The organism is Bradyrhizobium sp. SZCCHNRI3052 (genome assembly GCF_032484895.1).
Lineage (GTDB): Bacteria > Pseudomonadota > Alphaproteobacteria > Rhizobiales > Xanthobacteraceae > Bradyrhizobium.
This window is the reverse complement of sequence record NZ_JAUETW010000003.1, coordinates 97289-112809: the sequence shown is the minus strand read 5'-3', so window position 1 is coordinate 112809 and position 15521 is coordinate 97289. Positions and strand designations below refer to the sequence as shown.

Sequence of the window (15521 nt, the reverse complement as noted above, 5' to 3'; positions counted from 1 at the left end):
TATCGCTCCGGCGGCGTTGTCAACGAAGCGGCGTGCGTTTCGTTCGATTGCGCCGGCGCGGCTCGCCTGCGCCGTCGTTGTTACCGCACCAATTCCTGCGCTAGTTTCGGCTGCAAACGGAGCCGATCATGGACGCTGCGCCGCGCAGACGATACGCCATCGGTTTGCGCGGGGCAGCCCTGCTGGCCGCAGCGCTCGCCGGCCTCGCGCTCTGCGTCGCCGGGATCTGGCGCCTCGAAGCCGAGCGCGCGGGCATCACGATCACCCCGCTGCAGGCAGGCACCACCCCCATCACCGTCTATCGGCGCGACGACGCGGCTGCGGCGCCCGTGGTCGTCATTGCCCACGGCTTTGCGGGCTCACGCCAGTTCATGGAGGCCTATGCGCTGACATTGGCGCGCGCGGGCTATGTCGCGGTCTCGTTCGACTTCGAGGGGCATGGCCGCAATCCGACGCCGATGTCGGGCGACGTCACGCGCGTCGACGGCACGACGAAGAAGCTGATGAGCGAGATCGGCCTCGTGACCGACGCCGCGCTGTCCCTGCCGCGGAACGACGGCCGGGTGGCCCTGCTCGGACACTCGATGGCTTCCGACATCATCGTCCGCCAGGCGCTGGCCGATCCGCGTGTCACGGCGACGGTGGCGATCTCGATGTTCTCCGAGGCCGTCACGGCAAGCGCGCCGCGCAATCTGCTGATCATCACAGGCGAATGGGAGGCGGCCCTGCGCCGGGATGCGCTGCGCAACCTCCGGCTCGCCGATCCCGCCGCGCGCGAGGGCGACACCGTGGGCGATCCCGCCGCAAACGGCGGACGCCGCGCCGTGGTCGCGCCCGGAGTCGAACACGTCAGCGTGCTGTATTCGACGACCGCACTGCGCGAGGCGCGCGACTGGCTCGATCGGGCGTTCGGCCGCGCCAGCAGCGGCCCGGTCGCTTCGACGGGGGGTGCGATCGCGCTGCTGCTCGCCGGCATCGTGCTGCTGGCGTGGCCCTTGGCCGAGCTGCTGCCGAAGGGTGATGCGCCGCCGCCGACAATTCCGCTGCGCGGTCTTGCGATCGCCACGCTGGTGCCGGCGGTGACGACACCGATCGTCCTGAGGTTCGTCGAGACCCGCTTCCTGCCCGTTCTGATCGCCGACTACCTCGCCGTACATCTCTTCGTGTACGGCACGCTGTCGCTCATACTGCTACGCGCGCAGGGCGTTCACTTCGGCCGCGTGGCCTGGCTCGCGGCGCTGGCGCTGGCCGCCTACGGCATCTGCGGCTTCGGTGGCGCGCTCGACCGCTACGTCGCCTCGTTCATGCCGATCGCGGCGCGCCTGCCGATCATCGCAGCGATCGCAATGGGCGCGGTGCCCTACATGCTGGCGGACTGCATCGCCAACAGGGGCGGCCACGCCGCGCTGTGGCGCACCGTGTGGATCCGCACCGCCTTCCTGGCCTCGTTGGGCGGGGCAGTCGCGCTCGACCTCAAGCGGCTGTTCTTCCTGCTCATCATCATCCCCGTGATCGTGCTGTTCTTCATCGTGTTCGGACTGATCGGCGGCTGTGTCGGTCGCAGGACCTGCTCGCCGATGGCCGAAGGCCTCGGTCTCGGCCTGATCCTGGCGTGGTCGCTCGGGGTGTCGTTTCCGATGTTCCTGCCGGGCTAGCGTCCGTTTCCGATATGTGCGAACGAACGTGCTGTCCGACGATCCGAAACGCGGACATGAAGCACGCGCTCGTGCCGTGCCGTCGCCCCTCGCAGACCCGACATGCCTCGCCTACGATCCGATGGAGTCAGCATGGCAAAACACCGCATCTACACGACGAGCTTCGCGAGCGTGTACCGATTGTACGTCGCGAAGGCCGAGAAGAAGGGACGCACCAAGGCAGAGGTCGATCAGGTGATCTGCTGGCTGACGGGCTATGGCCAAAGCGAGCTTGAGATCCGGTTGGAGCGTCAGACGGACTTCGAGACCTTCTTCGCACAGGCGCCAGCGATGAATCCGGCGCGGACCCTGATCAAGGGCATGATCTGCGGCGTCCGCGTGGAGGATGTCGAGGAACCGACGATGCGGGAGATCCGCTACTTGGACAAGCTGGTCGATGAGCTGGCGCGGGGAAAGGCAATGGACAAGATCCTGCGCAAGGCCTGATCGTGTCTCGCGCCCCGGTCTCCCTCAATCCTGCTCCTGCCCTGGCGCCGGTCGTAGCATGAAATGGCCGAAGGCGGTGGCGATCGGCTTCGTCGCATCGTCCTGCCAGGCGCGGGCCTCGAAGGCGACGACGCGGCGCCCCTGCTTGACGATCGACGCCGATGCGACGGTGTCGAGCGCGCGCCCCGACCTCAGATAGTTGATGGTGAGGCCGACCGGCTTCGGCGGCGCCGTGGCGCCGAGCTCGCGCATCACGGTGACGATCGCTGCGGTCTCGAGAAACGCACCGGTCATGCCGCCATGGATCGCAGGCAGCACGGGATTGCCGATGATCCGGCGCGAGAAGGGCATCACCAGCGTGTCGTTCTCGGCGAAGCGGATGCCGAGGCAGCGCGCGAACGGACTGGTGGGAAACGGCCCCGCCGGATCGTCCGGGGCGTCGAGCGGCGGTGGCGCGCCGTCGAAGGCCGCCCGGTCGGTCAGCATGTTGGTGCGGTTGGCGCCAATCATGAAGCAGGCGGTCGCGGTGGCGACCGGTGCGGTCTCCTCCTCCTGATAGGCGGTGGCGCGCACGAACGCGATCGAGCGCGTGACGCGGAAGCAGACCGCATGGGCCTTAATGTCGAGACCGGGGGTCGCCGGCTTCTGATAGTCGATGCGCAGATCGAGCGTGGCGATCGCCCGGCTGCCGTCGAGCGCAAGCTGCACCGCCATGCCGCAGCTCTCGTCGAGCATCGCGGTGACGACGCCGCCATGGATCACCCCGGTCTCGCTGTCGCCGACGAACACGGGACGATAAGGCAGGGTCGACCAGGCTTCGCCGGGCGCGAAGCGATCCATCCTGAGCCCGCTGATATGGCCATAGACCGAGCGGCGCTGCCCGATGGCCTCGGCGAGCACGTCGAAAGCCGGCGGTGCGGCGGTGGGCGGAATGTCGGACATGCGCGATTTAGATCACGATCCCGAGGACGCACGAAGCCTTTTCCGACGGATCCGATCTGCGTGCCAACGATCCAGGCCAGGCCATCACCGTCCCTGCATCCGCACTCTTGAGCGCCGCCGGTCATGCTCACAACTCGAGGCTGCGAGAGCCCATTCCCGCAAAACTACGTGGATGAAATGTTCCGCGGGAGCGGCGCGCTTAGAACATTGGCAACCTTAATATGATCATAATTGTCTCCATCAAATCCCGGAGACCCGTCGATGCGCAGATCCACCAAGACGCCGGACGCCCCGCCGAGCAGCGGCACGGCCTCTCTACGAATTGTCCTGAGTCTGGCGCTCGTAGCCAGCGCCGGTGCGATGTGGTGGAGCAGCGGCGGCGCCAACAGCTTCTCCTTCGGCACCAGAGCGCCTTCGCTCGAGAGCCGCGTCGCCACGCTGACCTCGGAGCTGGCGCAGCTCAAGGCCGAGACCGCCCAGCTGCGCGACCGCCAGAGCGACACCTCCGGCGAGCTTCTGCAATTGCGCGCCAGCCTCACCACGGCCGAAACGGGCCTGGCCGTCCTGCGCACCGCCGCCGACGAGACCGAGGCCCGCCGCCGCGATACGGCCGACAAGATCGAATCCGATCTCGCGCTGCTGAAGCGCCAGACGATCCGCCTCCGCGGCGCCCAGGAAGATGCGGCAACCGAGCTGAGCGGGCTGCGCACCGCGGCCGCGAACAGCGACATGACCATCGAGCAGCTCCGGACCTCCACCGGCGAGATGCGTCAGCAGTTGACGCGCATCGAGACCGCTCGCGAGGCGACCAGCTCGATCTCCCGCAGGCCTCACCGTGTCAGGCGCGTGGCGCGCGCGACCGAGGCGCAGCACGAGCCGCAGCCTTTCTTGATGCAGTGGCCCGGCGTCATCCCCGCAGGTCGCAACTGATTTGAAGGGCCATCCGGCCTGACCCGCGAATCGCGGTCAGGCATCAGCCCGGCTGGTCACCACCAGCCCGGCTGCACCGGCCGGTAGTAGGTCGGAGGCGGACCGCGGCGGCGCGGCGCCGCGACGGGCTGGCCATCCCAGCTGCGCTGGAAGATGCTGCCGAAGCCGTCGTCATATTCGTCCCCGCTGGCGACGACGTCGACATTGGTCGTCGGCCGGCGCGTGATGAAGCCGCCCTGCGGCTGGTTGCTCAGCACCGCGACGAACTCGGTCCGATAATTGGTCTCGCTCGACAGCGGCTCGTCCGAGACGATGATCGAGGAGCGCGGCACGGCCGTCGGCGCGATCCGGTCGAGCACGTCCTTCGGAATGGTGATGCGGTCGAGCGCGTCCTTGGCGGTGTCGCCGTCGTCGATGGTCACCGCCGTCCAGCGCAGCTCCGCGCCGTTCTGCGCCACCGCGGTGAACACATGCGTTCCGATCGGCCGGTCGGGATCGCGGATGGTCACCGGCGCCTCGATCGAGGTGTCGAACACCTCGCCGCCGCCATCGGGGGCCGGCTTGTGCGTGTTGCGCCTGACATAGAGCATCTGCGTCGAACGGCTGATATAGACCGAGACCGGCTCGGTCGCGAGCCTGGCGTCCGTCGCAGCCTTGCTCGCATCGGACTTCCTGGCCGCCGCCGCCTTGGCAGCATCCTTGGTCGAGGTCGCCGCAGCGAGCTTCGCAGTCGCGTCCGACTTGGCGGCCTCGAGCTGCGCTGCCGCGTCGGTCGCCTTGGCGGCGGCCTTCTGCTCCGCATCCTCGGCCAGCGTCCTGGCCTGATCGGTCTTGGCGGCGGCCAACTTCCTGTCGGCGAATTTGAGCTCGGCCTCGGCGCGCGCCTTGGCCTGCTCCAGCTTGCGCAAGGACGCCTTCAGAGCCTTGGCCTCGCGCTCGGCCGCGGCAGCCGCCGCCTTGGCCTCGTCGGCGCTCCTGGCGGCGTCCTCGGCCTCGCGGCCGAGCGTCGCGGCCCGCGAGGGCACCGCGGCGAGCGCCTGCGCATTCGGCACGAACAAGGCGGGATGGGAGAACTCGACGGGCGCCGGGTCACCCGGCGCGATGATCACCCGCATGCCGATCCAGGTCCGGTCGAACAGCTTCTCGGCAAAGCCATAGGGCATGCGGACGCAGCCATGCGAGGCGGCATAGCCGGGCAGCGGCCCGCCATGCAGCGCCACCCCGTTCCAGGTGATGCGCTGCATGTTCGGCATCCAGGCATCGTCGTAAAGAGTCGAGTGGTGGTCCTTGTCCTTCTCGATGATGGCGAACACGCCGGCCGGCGTCTCGCGGCCCGAGACGCCGGTCGACACCGGTGCGCGCCAGATCCAGCCATCGGCGTCGTAGAACGTCACCTTCTGGGTCTTGATCGACACGATCGCCATGATCGGATCGCCATGCGCACGCGGCGCCGTCGCCTCGATCACCGGCGCCGGACGTGCCTGTCGCTCGCGGGCCTCGGAACCTTGCAGAGCCAGCACGGTGGCGGCCGCGACAGTCATCAGGACCGCTCCCCGACGCCGCATCGCTGCAAGGTTCTGAGCCACCGTGGATCGTGTCACCATGCCCTATCCCAATTCGTTATTGCTGTTCCGCCGGCGCGATCGGCGCAGGACGATCTATACGCTCGATCATGTCTTGGGGTGAAGTGAGGCGAAGGCGCGTCCTCATGTCATCGGGCCCCCCTCGCCGCAATTGGGGCAGGATCGGGCAACGAATCGGACTCAAGGCGCGCCCTTCCGTCGCAAGCTCCCCCGAAGGCCCGCATTCCACCACCCTACCAGTTGCTCATCGCTTAACGCCGAACAGGGCGATCTGGTCCGTGGCTGGACTGGAGAACGGCGGGGCGCAGGCGCCGCGCGAGATCAATCTTAGAGCTGCTTCTCGAAGAACAGGTCCGGATAGGGATCGTCGTTGAAGCGGTCGATCTCCGTCCAGCCGGCGCGGCGATAGAGCTGGACGGCCTCGGCGAGCGCGCTGTTGGTGTCGAGGCGAAGAATGCTGATCGAGAGCGTGCGGGCAGCCTCTTCGGCCGCGTCCATCAGGCGGCGGCCGAGGCCGAGGCCGCGCGCGGCGGGCGCGACCCAGAGCCGCTTGATCTCGGCGACATCGCCGCCGCTGCCCTTCAGCCCGACACAGCCGAGCGGCAGGCCGTCGGACAACGCCACGAAGAAAGCCCCGCGCGGCGCCATCATGTCCAAGGCATCGGGATCGCGCGACAGCGACACATCGAAGCCGCGTTCGAAGCGCCGCGACAGCTCGGCGTAGTACTCGCCGAGGCAGTAGCGCGACTGCTCGCCGCGCGGATCAACCTCGTCGATGGCGATGCGGCTGCGTCCCAGCGCGGCCGCGACCAGGTCCATCGCCGCCAAGAGCGCTTCGGGCTGCCCGTGACGCGCCAGCATCGATTCGGCCTGAGCGTTGGAGAGCGTCTCATAGGCCTCGAATTCGCGCCGCCCGGCGGCTGTGAGCCTGGCGATGCGGCGGCGCGCGTCGTCGGGATGCGGCCTGGTCATCACCAGCCCCTCCTCCTCCAGGCTGCGCAGCAGCCGGCTCATCAGCCCGGAATCGAGTGCGAGATAGTCGCGCAGCTCGGCCACGTCGCTGCGGCCATGGCCGATTGCATTGAGCACGCGGGCCGCCCCGAGCGGCCGACCGCGCCCGAGGAACGAGGTGTCGAGCGCGCCGACCTCCGAGGTGACGGCGCGGTTGAAGCGGCGGACGCGGGAGATGGGGTCGAGCATAATATCTGACTTAAGTCAGATATTTCCGTCTGTCAATTGTGCCCGTAGTCGAGTGCAGGCGGCCGCTCCAGCCTCTGTCGTCATTGCCTGCGCAAGCAGGGCATCCAGTACGCCGCAGCGTTTCGATTGATCACAACCGTCATGTCCGGTCCGCGGGTACCAAAAGCATCCCCAAGCAAAAAAGGGCGGCCCAGCCGCCGGCCGAAGCCGGTTGCCGGACCGCCAGGTTTTCCCCGGGAGGAACTCAGTTCAAAAGCTTGGCGACGTTGTCCTTGGTGACGAGGTCGAGGCCGGTGTAGATCACCTCCGGCACCTTCTCGCCCTTCTTGATCGCGAGCAGCGTGTCCATCGCCTTCTCGCCCATCTCGAACGGACGCTGGCCGGTCAGCGCGTTGGAATAGCCGTCGCGCAGCAGCTCGAGCTGCATCTTCAGCGTATCGGCAACGACCAGCGTCAGCTTGCCAGCGTCGATGTCCTTGCGGTTCTTGTTGACGAAGGCCTTGTAGCCCTCGGGCGCGAACATCGGCCAGCCGCCGATCGGCACGATGGCGCCGAGATCCGGCGTCGCGGTGCGCAGATCGGCCATCTGCTGCACGGCGAGCGCGGGATCGTCGTTGCAGAAGGTCGGCGAGCCCGCCACTTCCGTCCACTTCGAGCCCTTCAGCGCCTCGCGCACGCCGTCGACGCGCTCGGCGAGGTTCTTGGCGCCGGGACCGCCGGAGACGACGGCGTACTTGCCGCCCTCAGGCCGGAGCTCGCGGAGCTGCTTGCCGAGCGCGAGGCCGAAGTCCTTGTTGTTGGTACCGATATAGGCAATGCGCTTCGAGCCCGGCGCATCGGCGTCGAAGGTGATGACGGGAATGCCGGCCGCCGTCGCCGCCTCGATCGATTTCGTCATCGATGGAACGTCGGCGACCGAGATGGCGAGGCCGTCGACCTTCTGGGTGATGAAGTCCTGGATGATCTGCGCCTGCGTGGCCGGCTCGTGCTCGACCGGGCCCTTGTAGATGCACTCGACATTGCCGAGCTCCTTGGCGCGCTTCAGACAGCCGTCGCGCGCGACGTCGAAGAACGGATTGTTCATCGCCTTCGGCACGATGGCGAAGCGGTATTTGGTCTCGGCCTGCGCCGGGGCCATCAAAATCGCGAGCGATGCGACCGCATAGAGCAGCTTCTTCATGGGTTTCCCTCCTCCATGTCTATCCCTGATCATTGTCTGTTCCGGGTGAGGATAGACGCGATTGTCACCCCGGCCAGTATTCGTCACAGCAGGCGCGCGCGGATACGATCCACAAGCACGGCGGCGATGATGATCACGCCGACCAGGGTCTGCTGCCAGTAGGAGTTGACCTGCGCCAGCACCAGCCCGTTACGGATCACCTCAAGCAGGACGCAGCCGACGATGGCGCCGAGCGGACCACCGAGACCACCGGCGAGGTTGGCGCCGCCGATCACGGCCGCGGCGATCACGTTGAGCTCGTAGGACGTCGCCATGTTCGCGGGCGCCGATCCGAGCCAGCCCGAGATGATGATGCCCTGCAGGCCGGCGGCAAGCGCGCCGATCACATAGACCTCGATCTTCACCCGGGGCACGGAGACGCCGGTGAGCTCCGCGGCCTTCTCGTTGCCGCCGATCGCGAACACGTGGCGGCCGAACGCGGTGTGGTGCAGCACCAGCGCCATCACCAGCGCCAGCACGATGAGATAGATGAAGGGCGCCGGCACGCCGTACACATCGCCCTGCGTCAGCGCATAGAAATAATCGGCGTCGGGGCCGCCGGGGAAGCTGCCCTTGCCGTTCGAGATCACGTAGCTGAGACCGCGCACGATCGACAGCATGCCGAGCGTGGTCACGAACGGCGACAGCCCGAGCAAGGCGATGCAGACGCCGTTGATCAGGCCGACGACCAGCGAAACCGCCAGGCCTGCCAGCACCGAGACGATCAGGATCAGGCCGGGCACGTTCGCGACCACGGTCTTGCCGTCCGCGGCGAGATGCACGAACAGCGACGACTGCGGCATCCCCGGCGTCGATAGCGTCGTCATCACCATCGAGGTGATCATCGCCGCGAAACACATCATCGAGCCGACCGACAGGTCGATGCCGCCGGTAATGATGACGAAGGTGATGCCGAGCGTCGCGATGGCGATGAAGGAGAAGTTCTTGGCGACGTTCTGCAGATTGCCTTCGGTCAGAAAATAGGGACTGGCGAAGCTCATCACGATGATGAGGGCGATGAGCGCCAGCGTGACGTAGGCCGTCTGCGAGGCGAACACGCCGCGGTGCCACCATCTGATGACGCCGACATTGGTGAAGGTGACGTCGGTGCCGGCGGAGCTGGTCTCGGATGGAACGGACATCACGCCGCCTCCTTGGCGCCAGTGATCAGCGCGGTCACTTCCTCGGGGCTGGTCTCGCCGACCGGCTTGTCGGCCTTCTTTTCGCCGCGGCGCATCACCACGACGCGATCGCACACCGCGAAGATGTCAGGCATGCGGTGCGAGATCAGGATGACGGCTATACCCTGTTCCTTCAGGCGATGGATCAGGCTCAGCACCTGCTCGACCTGGCGCACCGAGATCGCCGCGGTCGGCTCGTCCATCATCACCAGTCTGGCGTTGGACAGCCGCGTCCGCGCGATCGCCACCGCCTGGCGCTGGCCGCCCGACATGTCCTTGACGAGATCGTGCGGCCGCGTCTCGGAGCGCAGCTCGCGAAACAGCTCCAGCGCGCGCGCCTCCATGCCCTTGTGGTCGAGCAGCGCCAGCGGGCCGAAATTGCGCTTCAGCTCGCGGCCGAGAAACACGTTGGCCGCTGCCGTGAGGTTGTTGGCGAGCGCCAGGTCCTGGTACACGACCTCGATGCCGACGCTGCGCGAATCCATCGGGCGATGGAAATGCACCTCGCGGCCGCCGAAATGGATCGTGCCCTGGCTCGGCGGAAAATTGCCGGCGATGATCCGCACCAGCGTGGACTTGCCGGCGCCGTTATCGCCCATCAGGCCGACGACCTCGCCGGAGCCGATCGAAAGATCCACGCCCTGCAGCGCGCGGATCGCGCCGAACTGCTTGCCGATGCCCTTCAGCTCAAGGACCGGCTGCGCGGCGGTGCTCATCACGGCGCGCTCAGCGTCATTCGTCATCGTGCGCAGGCTGCTGTCGTCAGACATAGCGGTTCACCACGCTTTCGAGATATTCCTGCCGGCCGGACCGCGGCTGCGGATCGAGGCCGGTGTTGACGGCGCGGTCGGCGAGCTCGGCGAGCGAGCGGCGGCCGGCGAGGATCGCCTGCCCCTCGTCGCCGTCCCAGCCGGCGTAGCGCCGCGCCAGCGGCGCGGTCAGCGCACTGTCGGTCAGCATCTCGTCGGCGGCGATCAGCGCCCGCGCGCAGGCATCCATCGAGCCGACATGGGCGTGCAGCAGGTCATCCGGATCGATCGACTGCCGGCGGATCTTGGCGTCGAAATTCAGCCCGCCCGTGGTGAAGCCGCCGCCCTTGAGCATGTCGTGGAACACCAGCGCCAGCTCCGGCACGTTCATCGCGAACTGGTCGGTGTCCCAGCCGAGCAGATCGTCGCCGCGGTTGATATCGAGGGAGCCGAACACGCCGAGCGCCTGCGCCAGCGCGATCTCGTGCTGGAACGAATGACCGGCGAGGATGGCGTGGTTCTGCTCGATGTTGAGCTTGACGTCGTTCAAAAGGTCATAGCGCTGCAGGAAGCCGTAGCAGGTGGCGACGTCGAAATCATACTGATGCTTGGTCGGCTCCTTCGGCTTCGGCTCGATCAGCAGCGGGCCCTTGAAGCCGATCTTGTGCTTGTGCTCGACGACCAGCGCGACGAAGCGGCCGAGCTGGTCGAGCTCGCGCTTCATGTCGGTGTTGAGCAGCGTCTCGTAGCCCTCGCGGCCGCCCCACAGCACGTAGTTGGCGCCGCCGAGACGATGCGTCACCTCGAGTGCGGCACGCACCTGTCCCGCCGCGTAGGTGAACACGTCCGGATCCGGATTGGTCGCGGCGCCCGCCATGTAGCGGCGATGCGAGAACAGATTGGCGGTGCCCCACAGCAGCCGCACCTTGGCAGACGCCATCTTGTGCTCGAACAGATCGCCGATCGCATTGAGATTGGCAACCGACTCCTTCAGCGTCGCGCCTTCCGGCGCCGCATCGACGTCGTGGAAGGTGAAGAACGGCACGTCGAGCAGCCGGAACAATTCGAACGCCACGTCGGCCTTGGCCCGCGCCATCGCCATCGCGTCGTCGCCATGCTGCCACGGCCGCAGGAAGGTCTCGCCGCCGAACGGATCGCTGCCCGGCCAGCAGAACGAATGCCAGTAGCAGACCGCGAAGCGCAGATGATCCTCCATCCGCTTGCCCCGGATGACGCGATCCTTGTCGTACCAACGGAACGACAGCGGGCTGCGTGACTCGGGCCCGCCATAGCTGACGGTCGCGCCGGTCTGGAAGAAGGGGGCCTGGACGTTCACGACGTTACTCCTTGAGAGCAGGATAGAGCTTGCGCCATTGCGCGTAGGCGGCGTCATATGCCGCGCGCTGCGGCGCGCGGGGTTCGAAACTCTGCAGCCGCTGCGGCTTGCGGCAGACATCGGCCGGTGCTGCGCCGGTCGCGGCAAGACGGCCGAGCCGCGCGGCGCCGATGGCGGCGCCGACCTCGCCCTCCTCGACCCGGTGCACGGTGACGCCGAGCACGTCGGCCATGATCTGCGCCCACAACAAAGAGCGCGAGCCGCCGCCGACGAGATCGAGCTCTGTGATCGGCTGCGCGCTGCGCGCGAGCGCGGCGAACATGTCGCGTGAGGCAAACGCCACGCCCTCCAGCACCGCCTGCACGAGATCACCGCGGCCGGCTGCGCTGCGCAGGCCAACCAAGGCGCCGGCGGCATGGGCATCGTTGTGCGGCGTGCGCTCGCCGTCGAGATAAGGCAGGAACTGCACCGGGCTCGGACGTTCGACGCTGATACCGAGCGGCGCCAGCAGCGCGGCTTCCGGCGTCTCGAGAAGGCGGGCCAGCCACGCCAGCGAGGCCGCGGCCGACAGCATCACGCCCATCTGATGCCAGAGACCGCCGAGCGCATGGCAGAACGCATGCACGGCCGCTTCCGGCGCTGGCGCGAAGCGGTCGGTCACCCGGAACAGCACGCCTGATGTGCCGAGCGACAGGAAGGCATCGCCGGGCGTGATGGCGCCGAGCCCGATTGCGCTCGCCGCGTTGTCGCCGGCGCCGCCCGCGATCACGACGTCAGCGCCCATGCCCCAGCGCCGCGCCAGCTCGGGCGACAACACGGCACTGCGCTCATTGCCCTCGACGAGGCGCGGCATGTGATCGAGACCGAGCCCGGTCGCCGCCAGCAGTTTCTCAGACCAGCGCCGCGCGCCGACGTCGAGCCACAGGGTGCCGGCCGCATCCGACATGTCCTCGACCATCTCGCCGGACAGCCGATAGCGCACATAGGCCTTCGGCAGCAGCACCTTCGCGACCTCGGCAAATATCTTCGGCTCGTGCTTCGCCACCCAGACGAGCTTCGGCGCGGTGAAGCCGGGCATCGCGAGGTTGCCGGCGATGGCGTGCAGTTCGGGACAGCGGCGTTCGAGCTCGGCGCATTCGGCTTGCGAGCGGCCGTCATTCCAAAGGATCGCCGGCCGCAGCGGCCGACCGGTGCGGTTCAGCAAGGTCGCGCCGTGCATCTGGCCGGACAGGCCGATGCCGCTGACGGCAGCGGTCTCGCGCGGACGCTCCCGCGCGAGATCATCGACCGCGCCGATGACGGCCTCGACCCAGTGATCCGGATTCTGCTCGGACCACAGCGGCTGCGGATGCGACAGCGCCAGCGGCCGCGCGGCGCTCGCGATCAGCGCGCCCGTCTCGTCCTCCAGCACGGCCTTCACGCCGGATGTGCCGACATCCAGTCCGAGAAACACGTCTCCACTCCTCCCACCGACCGCAAGGCGCTTCGGCGATCTGCCGTCGCCTCGAAACCAGCACCTCGGTCTCTTCTCATTCCGTGCTCAGGCCGACCGCGTCATCGCGGCCATCCGCTCACGGCAGATTGTCCCGCATCACGATGTCGATGCGGATCGTCTCCTGTTCGCTCAGGATCGGCTCGCCGCGCGCCAGCGCCAGGAGCACGCGCACCGCGGAGCGCGCCTCGTGTCCCGGGTTCTGCGAAATCGCCGCGTCCATCACGCCGTTCAACAGCAGCTTGCGCGTCAGTGCCGTCACGTCGTGGCCGACGAACACGATGTTGTCGGCGCGCCCCGACTCGGTCAGCGCCTTGGCGACGCCGGCCGTGCCAGCGCCGACATTGTAGAGCCCGACGATGTCGCGATGCTCGGTCAGCAGCTTGCGCATGAGGTGCTCTGAGCGATCGTCCACGTCATGCCCCTCAGCGACCGGCAAAACCTCAAGTTGCCGAAACTCCGCCGCCAGGACCTGGCCGAAGCCGAAGATGCGCTCGGCATGATCGCGCAGGCTTTGCGAGCCGGCCATGATCGCGACCCGCCCCGCCCTGCCACCGGCGAAGCGTCCGACCAGCGCGCCCGCGGTGCGGCCGGCGGCGATGTTGTCGATGCCGACATAATGATGCCGTCGCGACGACGGCACGTCCGACACCAGCGTCACCACCTTGGCGCCGGACTCGACGAGATCGTTGATCGCCGCGCGCACGCTCGGATGATCGAGCGCCACCACCGCGACGCCGTCGACCTGACCGACGAGCTGCTCGAGCTTCGCGGCCAGCACGGCCGCATCGAACACGTCCGTCGTGACCACATCGACCGTGAGCCGGCGCGCGGCCATCCAGCTCGTCAGATCGCCGAGATGCGCCTGAATCTGCTGCATGAAGGGATTGGCGCCGGACGGCATCACGAAGGCAAAGCGCCGCGCGCGGGCACGGGCGAGTTCGGAGGCCGCCGCATGCGGCTGGAACGCGCTGCGCTCCATCGCGTCCTTGACGCGTCGCACCGTATCCGGGCGCACGCCGGGCCGGTTGTGCAGCACGCGATCCACAGTGGCGAGGCTCACGCCCGCCTGCCGCGCAATATCCCGCAATGTCAGCGGCGCGTTCATGCTCCTCCCCTTTGGGTTGAGGACCATAGCGCGGTTTTTGAGGTGCGCAACTCATTTTTGAGGGCGAGCGGGGGAAGCCGACAGACTGAGGCAGCCGGCGCCCTTCCCGACAGCGCGTCCCGGATCGTCTGCCCCCTCCATCTCGAGCTGAGCGAAGTTGCACCAGCCGAAGCAGCCGCAGGCGGATGGGCAAAGCCAATCGCCAGCCTGCCTCAAACCGCTCCCTGGGTATGGGTGCCGGCGTTCGCTGGAACCACAGCGAGGCTATTGATGCGTGATGCCATCAAGCAGCGCAGGCGAAACGCGTCGCGATGACCCCGCTCAAAACGGCAGCCCGACATAGTTCTCTGCCAGCGACCGCTGCGCGGCCTCGGACGAGAACAGATAGGCGAGCTCGGTGTCCTGCAGTCTGTCGTCGTAGGACAGCCGGTCGGGGAAACGATGCAAGAGCGTTGTCATCCACCAGGAGAAGCGCTGCGCCTTCCAGATCCGCGCCAGCGCCCGCTGCGAGTAGCCGTCGATGCCGCGATCGTCGCCTTTCTTGTAGTGGTCGAGCAGCGCATGATAGAGATAGTAGATGTCGGACGCAGCCGAGTTCAGCCCGCGCGCGCCGGTCGGCGGCACGATATGGGCGGCGTCGCCGGCCAGGAACAGCCTGCCGTAGCGCATCGGCTCGGCGACGAAGCTGCGCAGCGGCGCGATGCTCTTCTCGATCGAGGGCCCGGTGATCAGACGGCCAGCGATCTCCGCCGGCAGCCGGCGCTTCAGCTCCTCCCAGAACGCGTCGTCGCTCCAGTCCTCGACCTTGTCGGTGAGCGGCACCTGGACATAGTACCGGCTCAGCACCTGCGAGCGCAGCGAGCACAGCGCGAAGCCGCGCTCGTGCTTGGCATAGATCAGCTCCGGCGACACCGGCTTGGTGCGCGACAGCACGCCGAGCCAGCCGAACGGGTACACCCGCTCGTATTCGGTCAGCTTGTCGTGCGGGATCGACTTGCGGCTGACGCCATGAAAGCCGTCGGCGCCGATGATGTAGTCGCAGTCGATGCGGACGACCTCCTCGTCCTGACGGTAGGTGACGAAGGGCTTGTCGGAAGCGATGTCGTGCGGCGTCACGTCGGCCGCGTTGTGCACGACCTTGCCGCCGAGCTTGTCGCGGGCCTCGTAGAGATCGCGCGTCAACTCGGTCTGGCCATAGACCATCACCGAGTTGCCGCCGGAATATTTGTGCAGGTCGACGCGATCGAGCTTGCCGTCATGGGCGATGTAGAAACCGTGATGGATCTCGCCCTCGCGGTCCATGCGCTCGCCGCACTGCGCCTCGCGCATCAGCTCGGCAAAGCCGTGCTCGAGCACGCCGGCACGGATGCGCGACAGCACGTAGTCGCGGCTGGATTTCTCCAGGATGATCGTATCGATGCCCTGCAGATGCAGGAGCTGCGACAGCATCAGGCCCGACGGGCCTCCGCCGATGATGCAGACTTGGACTTTCATGGGCGTGTTCTCCCGGATTCGCAGACGCAGGCTTGTTGGGTATGCTTTTCAGTCGCGGATTTTAGCAAGGAATGCGCAGGGATCACTTGGATGGACGCGGCATTCTCTTGCACTTTTCCGACACCATGCCGCGATGCACAACGAAC

At 67.3% G+C, this 15521-nt stretch carries 13 protein-coding genes; 3 read left to right on the top strand and 10 right to left on the bottom strand.

From position 1 onward, the window contains the following. The first annotated feature begins 128 nt into the window (after positions 1-128). Together QW887_RS10990 and QW887_RS10985 are read left to right on the top strand one after the other, a co-directional pair. The gene (locus tag QW887_RS10990; protein ID WP_316194532.1) at positions 129-1655 is read left to right on the top strand and encodes an alpha/beta fold hydrolase; all 1527 of its coding nucleotides are present in this window, start codon (positions 129-131) and stop codon (positions 1653-1655) included. 132 nt (positions 1656-1787) lie between these two features. Then, a complete protein-coding gene (locus QW887_RS10985; protein WP_315715654.1) occupies positions 1788-2141 on the top strand; it encodes a DUF2200 domain-containing protein in 354 nt (117 codons plus the stop codon). A gap of 24 nt (positions 2142-2165) precedes the next feature. Here the strand turns inward: QW887_RS10985 and QW887_RS10980 are convergent, their stop codons facing one another. Then, positions 2166-3083 carry a PaaI family thioesterase gene (locus tag QW887_RS10980; RefSeq protein ID WP_315715653.1) on the bottom strand — a complete coding sequence of 306 codons (918 nt, stop codon included), beginning with the start codon at positions 3081-3083 and terminating at the stop codon, positions 2166-2168. Between the two features lie 261 nt (positions 3084-3344). Here QW887_RS10980 and QW887_RS10975 point away from each other — a divergent pair, with 261 nt between their 5' ends. Further along, positions 3345-4013 (top strand): hypothetical protein, encoded by a 669-nt coding sequence (locus QW887_RS10975; protein ID WP_316194531.1) that lies wholly within the window; start codon positions 3345-3347, stop codon positions 4011-4013. Positions 4014-4069: 56 nt separating this feature from the next. On the opposite strand, the gene QW887_RS10970 is transcribed toward QW887_RS10975, so the two are convergent. From QW887_RS10970 to pobA, 9 genes are all read right to left on the bottom strand, one after another. Then, the gene (locus QW887_RS10970) at positions 4070-5617 is read right to left on the bottom strand and encodes a L,D-transpeptidase (RefSeq protein WP_316194530.1); all 1548 of its coding nucleotides are present in this window, start codon (positions 5615-5617) and stop codon (positions 4070-4072) included. A 306-nt stretch (positions 5618-5923) separates the two neighbouring features. Beyond that, positions 5924-6796 (bottom strand): helix-turn-helix domain-containing GNAT family N-acetyltransferase, encoded by an 873-nt coding sequence (locus QW887_RS10965; protein ID WP_315715649.1) that lies wholly within the window; start codon positions 6794-6796, stop codon positions 5924-5926. 244 nt (positions 6797-7040) lie between these two features. After that, positions 7041-7976, bottom strand: coding sequence for a sugar-binding protein (locus tag QW887_RS10960; RefSeq protein ID WP_315715648.1), 936 nt, complete (start codon positions 7974-7976; stop codon positions 7041-7043). 83 nt (positions 7977-8059) lie between these two features. Further along, positions 8060-9157, bottom strand: coding sequence for an ABC transporter permease (locus QW887_RS10955; protein ID WP_315715647.1), 1098 nt, complete (start codon positions 9155-9157; stop codon positions 8060-8062). Continuing rightward, positions 9157-9912 carry an ATP-binding cassette domain-containing protein gene (locus tag QW887_RS10950; protein WP_315715808.1) on the bottom strand — a complete coding sequence of 252 codons (756 nt, stop codon included), beginning with the start codon at positions 9910-9912 and terminating at the stop codon, positions 9157-9159. The genes QW887_RS10955 and QW887_RS10950 overlap by 1 nt, the downstream gene beginning before the upstream one ends. A gap of 46 nt (positions 9913-9958) precedes the next feature. Next, the gene (gene xylA, locus QW887_RS10945) at positions 9959-11281 is read right to left on the bottom strand and encodes a xylose isomerase (protein WP_315715646.1); all 1323 of its coding nucleotides are present in this window, start codon (positions 11279-11281) and stop codon (positions 9959-9961) included. 4 nt (positions 11282-11285) lie between these two features. Next, positions 11286-12734, bottom strand: coding sequence for a xylulokinase (xylB, locus tag QW887_RS10940; RefSeq protein ID WP_315826456.1), 1449 nt, complete (start codon positions 12732-12734; stop codon positions 11286-11288). A gap of 118 nt (positions 12735-12852) precedes the next feature. Continuing rightward, a complete protein-coding gene (locus tag QW887_RS10935; RefSeq protein ID WP_315751983.1) occupies positions 12853-13881 on the bottom strand; it encodes a LacI family DNA-binding transcriptional regulator in 1029 nt (342 codons plus the stop codon). A 321-nt stretch (positions 13882-14202) separates the two neighbouring features. Beyond that, entirely contained in the window at positions 14203-15375 is a 1173-nt protein-coding gene (gene pobA, locus QW887_RS10930) for a 4-hydroxybenzoate 3-monooxygenase (RefSeq protein WP_315715643.1), read from the bottom strand. Between the last annotated feature and the right edge of the window lie 146 nt (positions 15376-15521).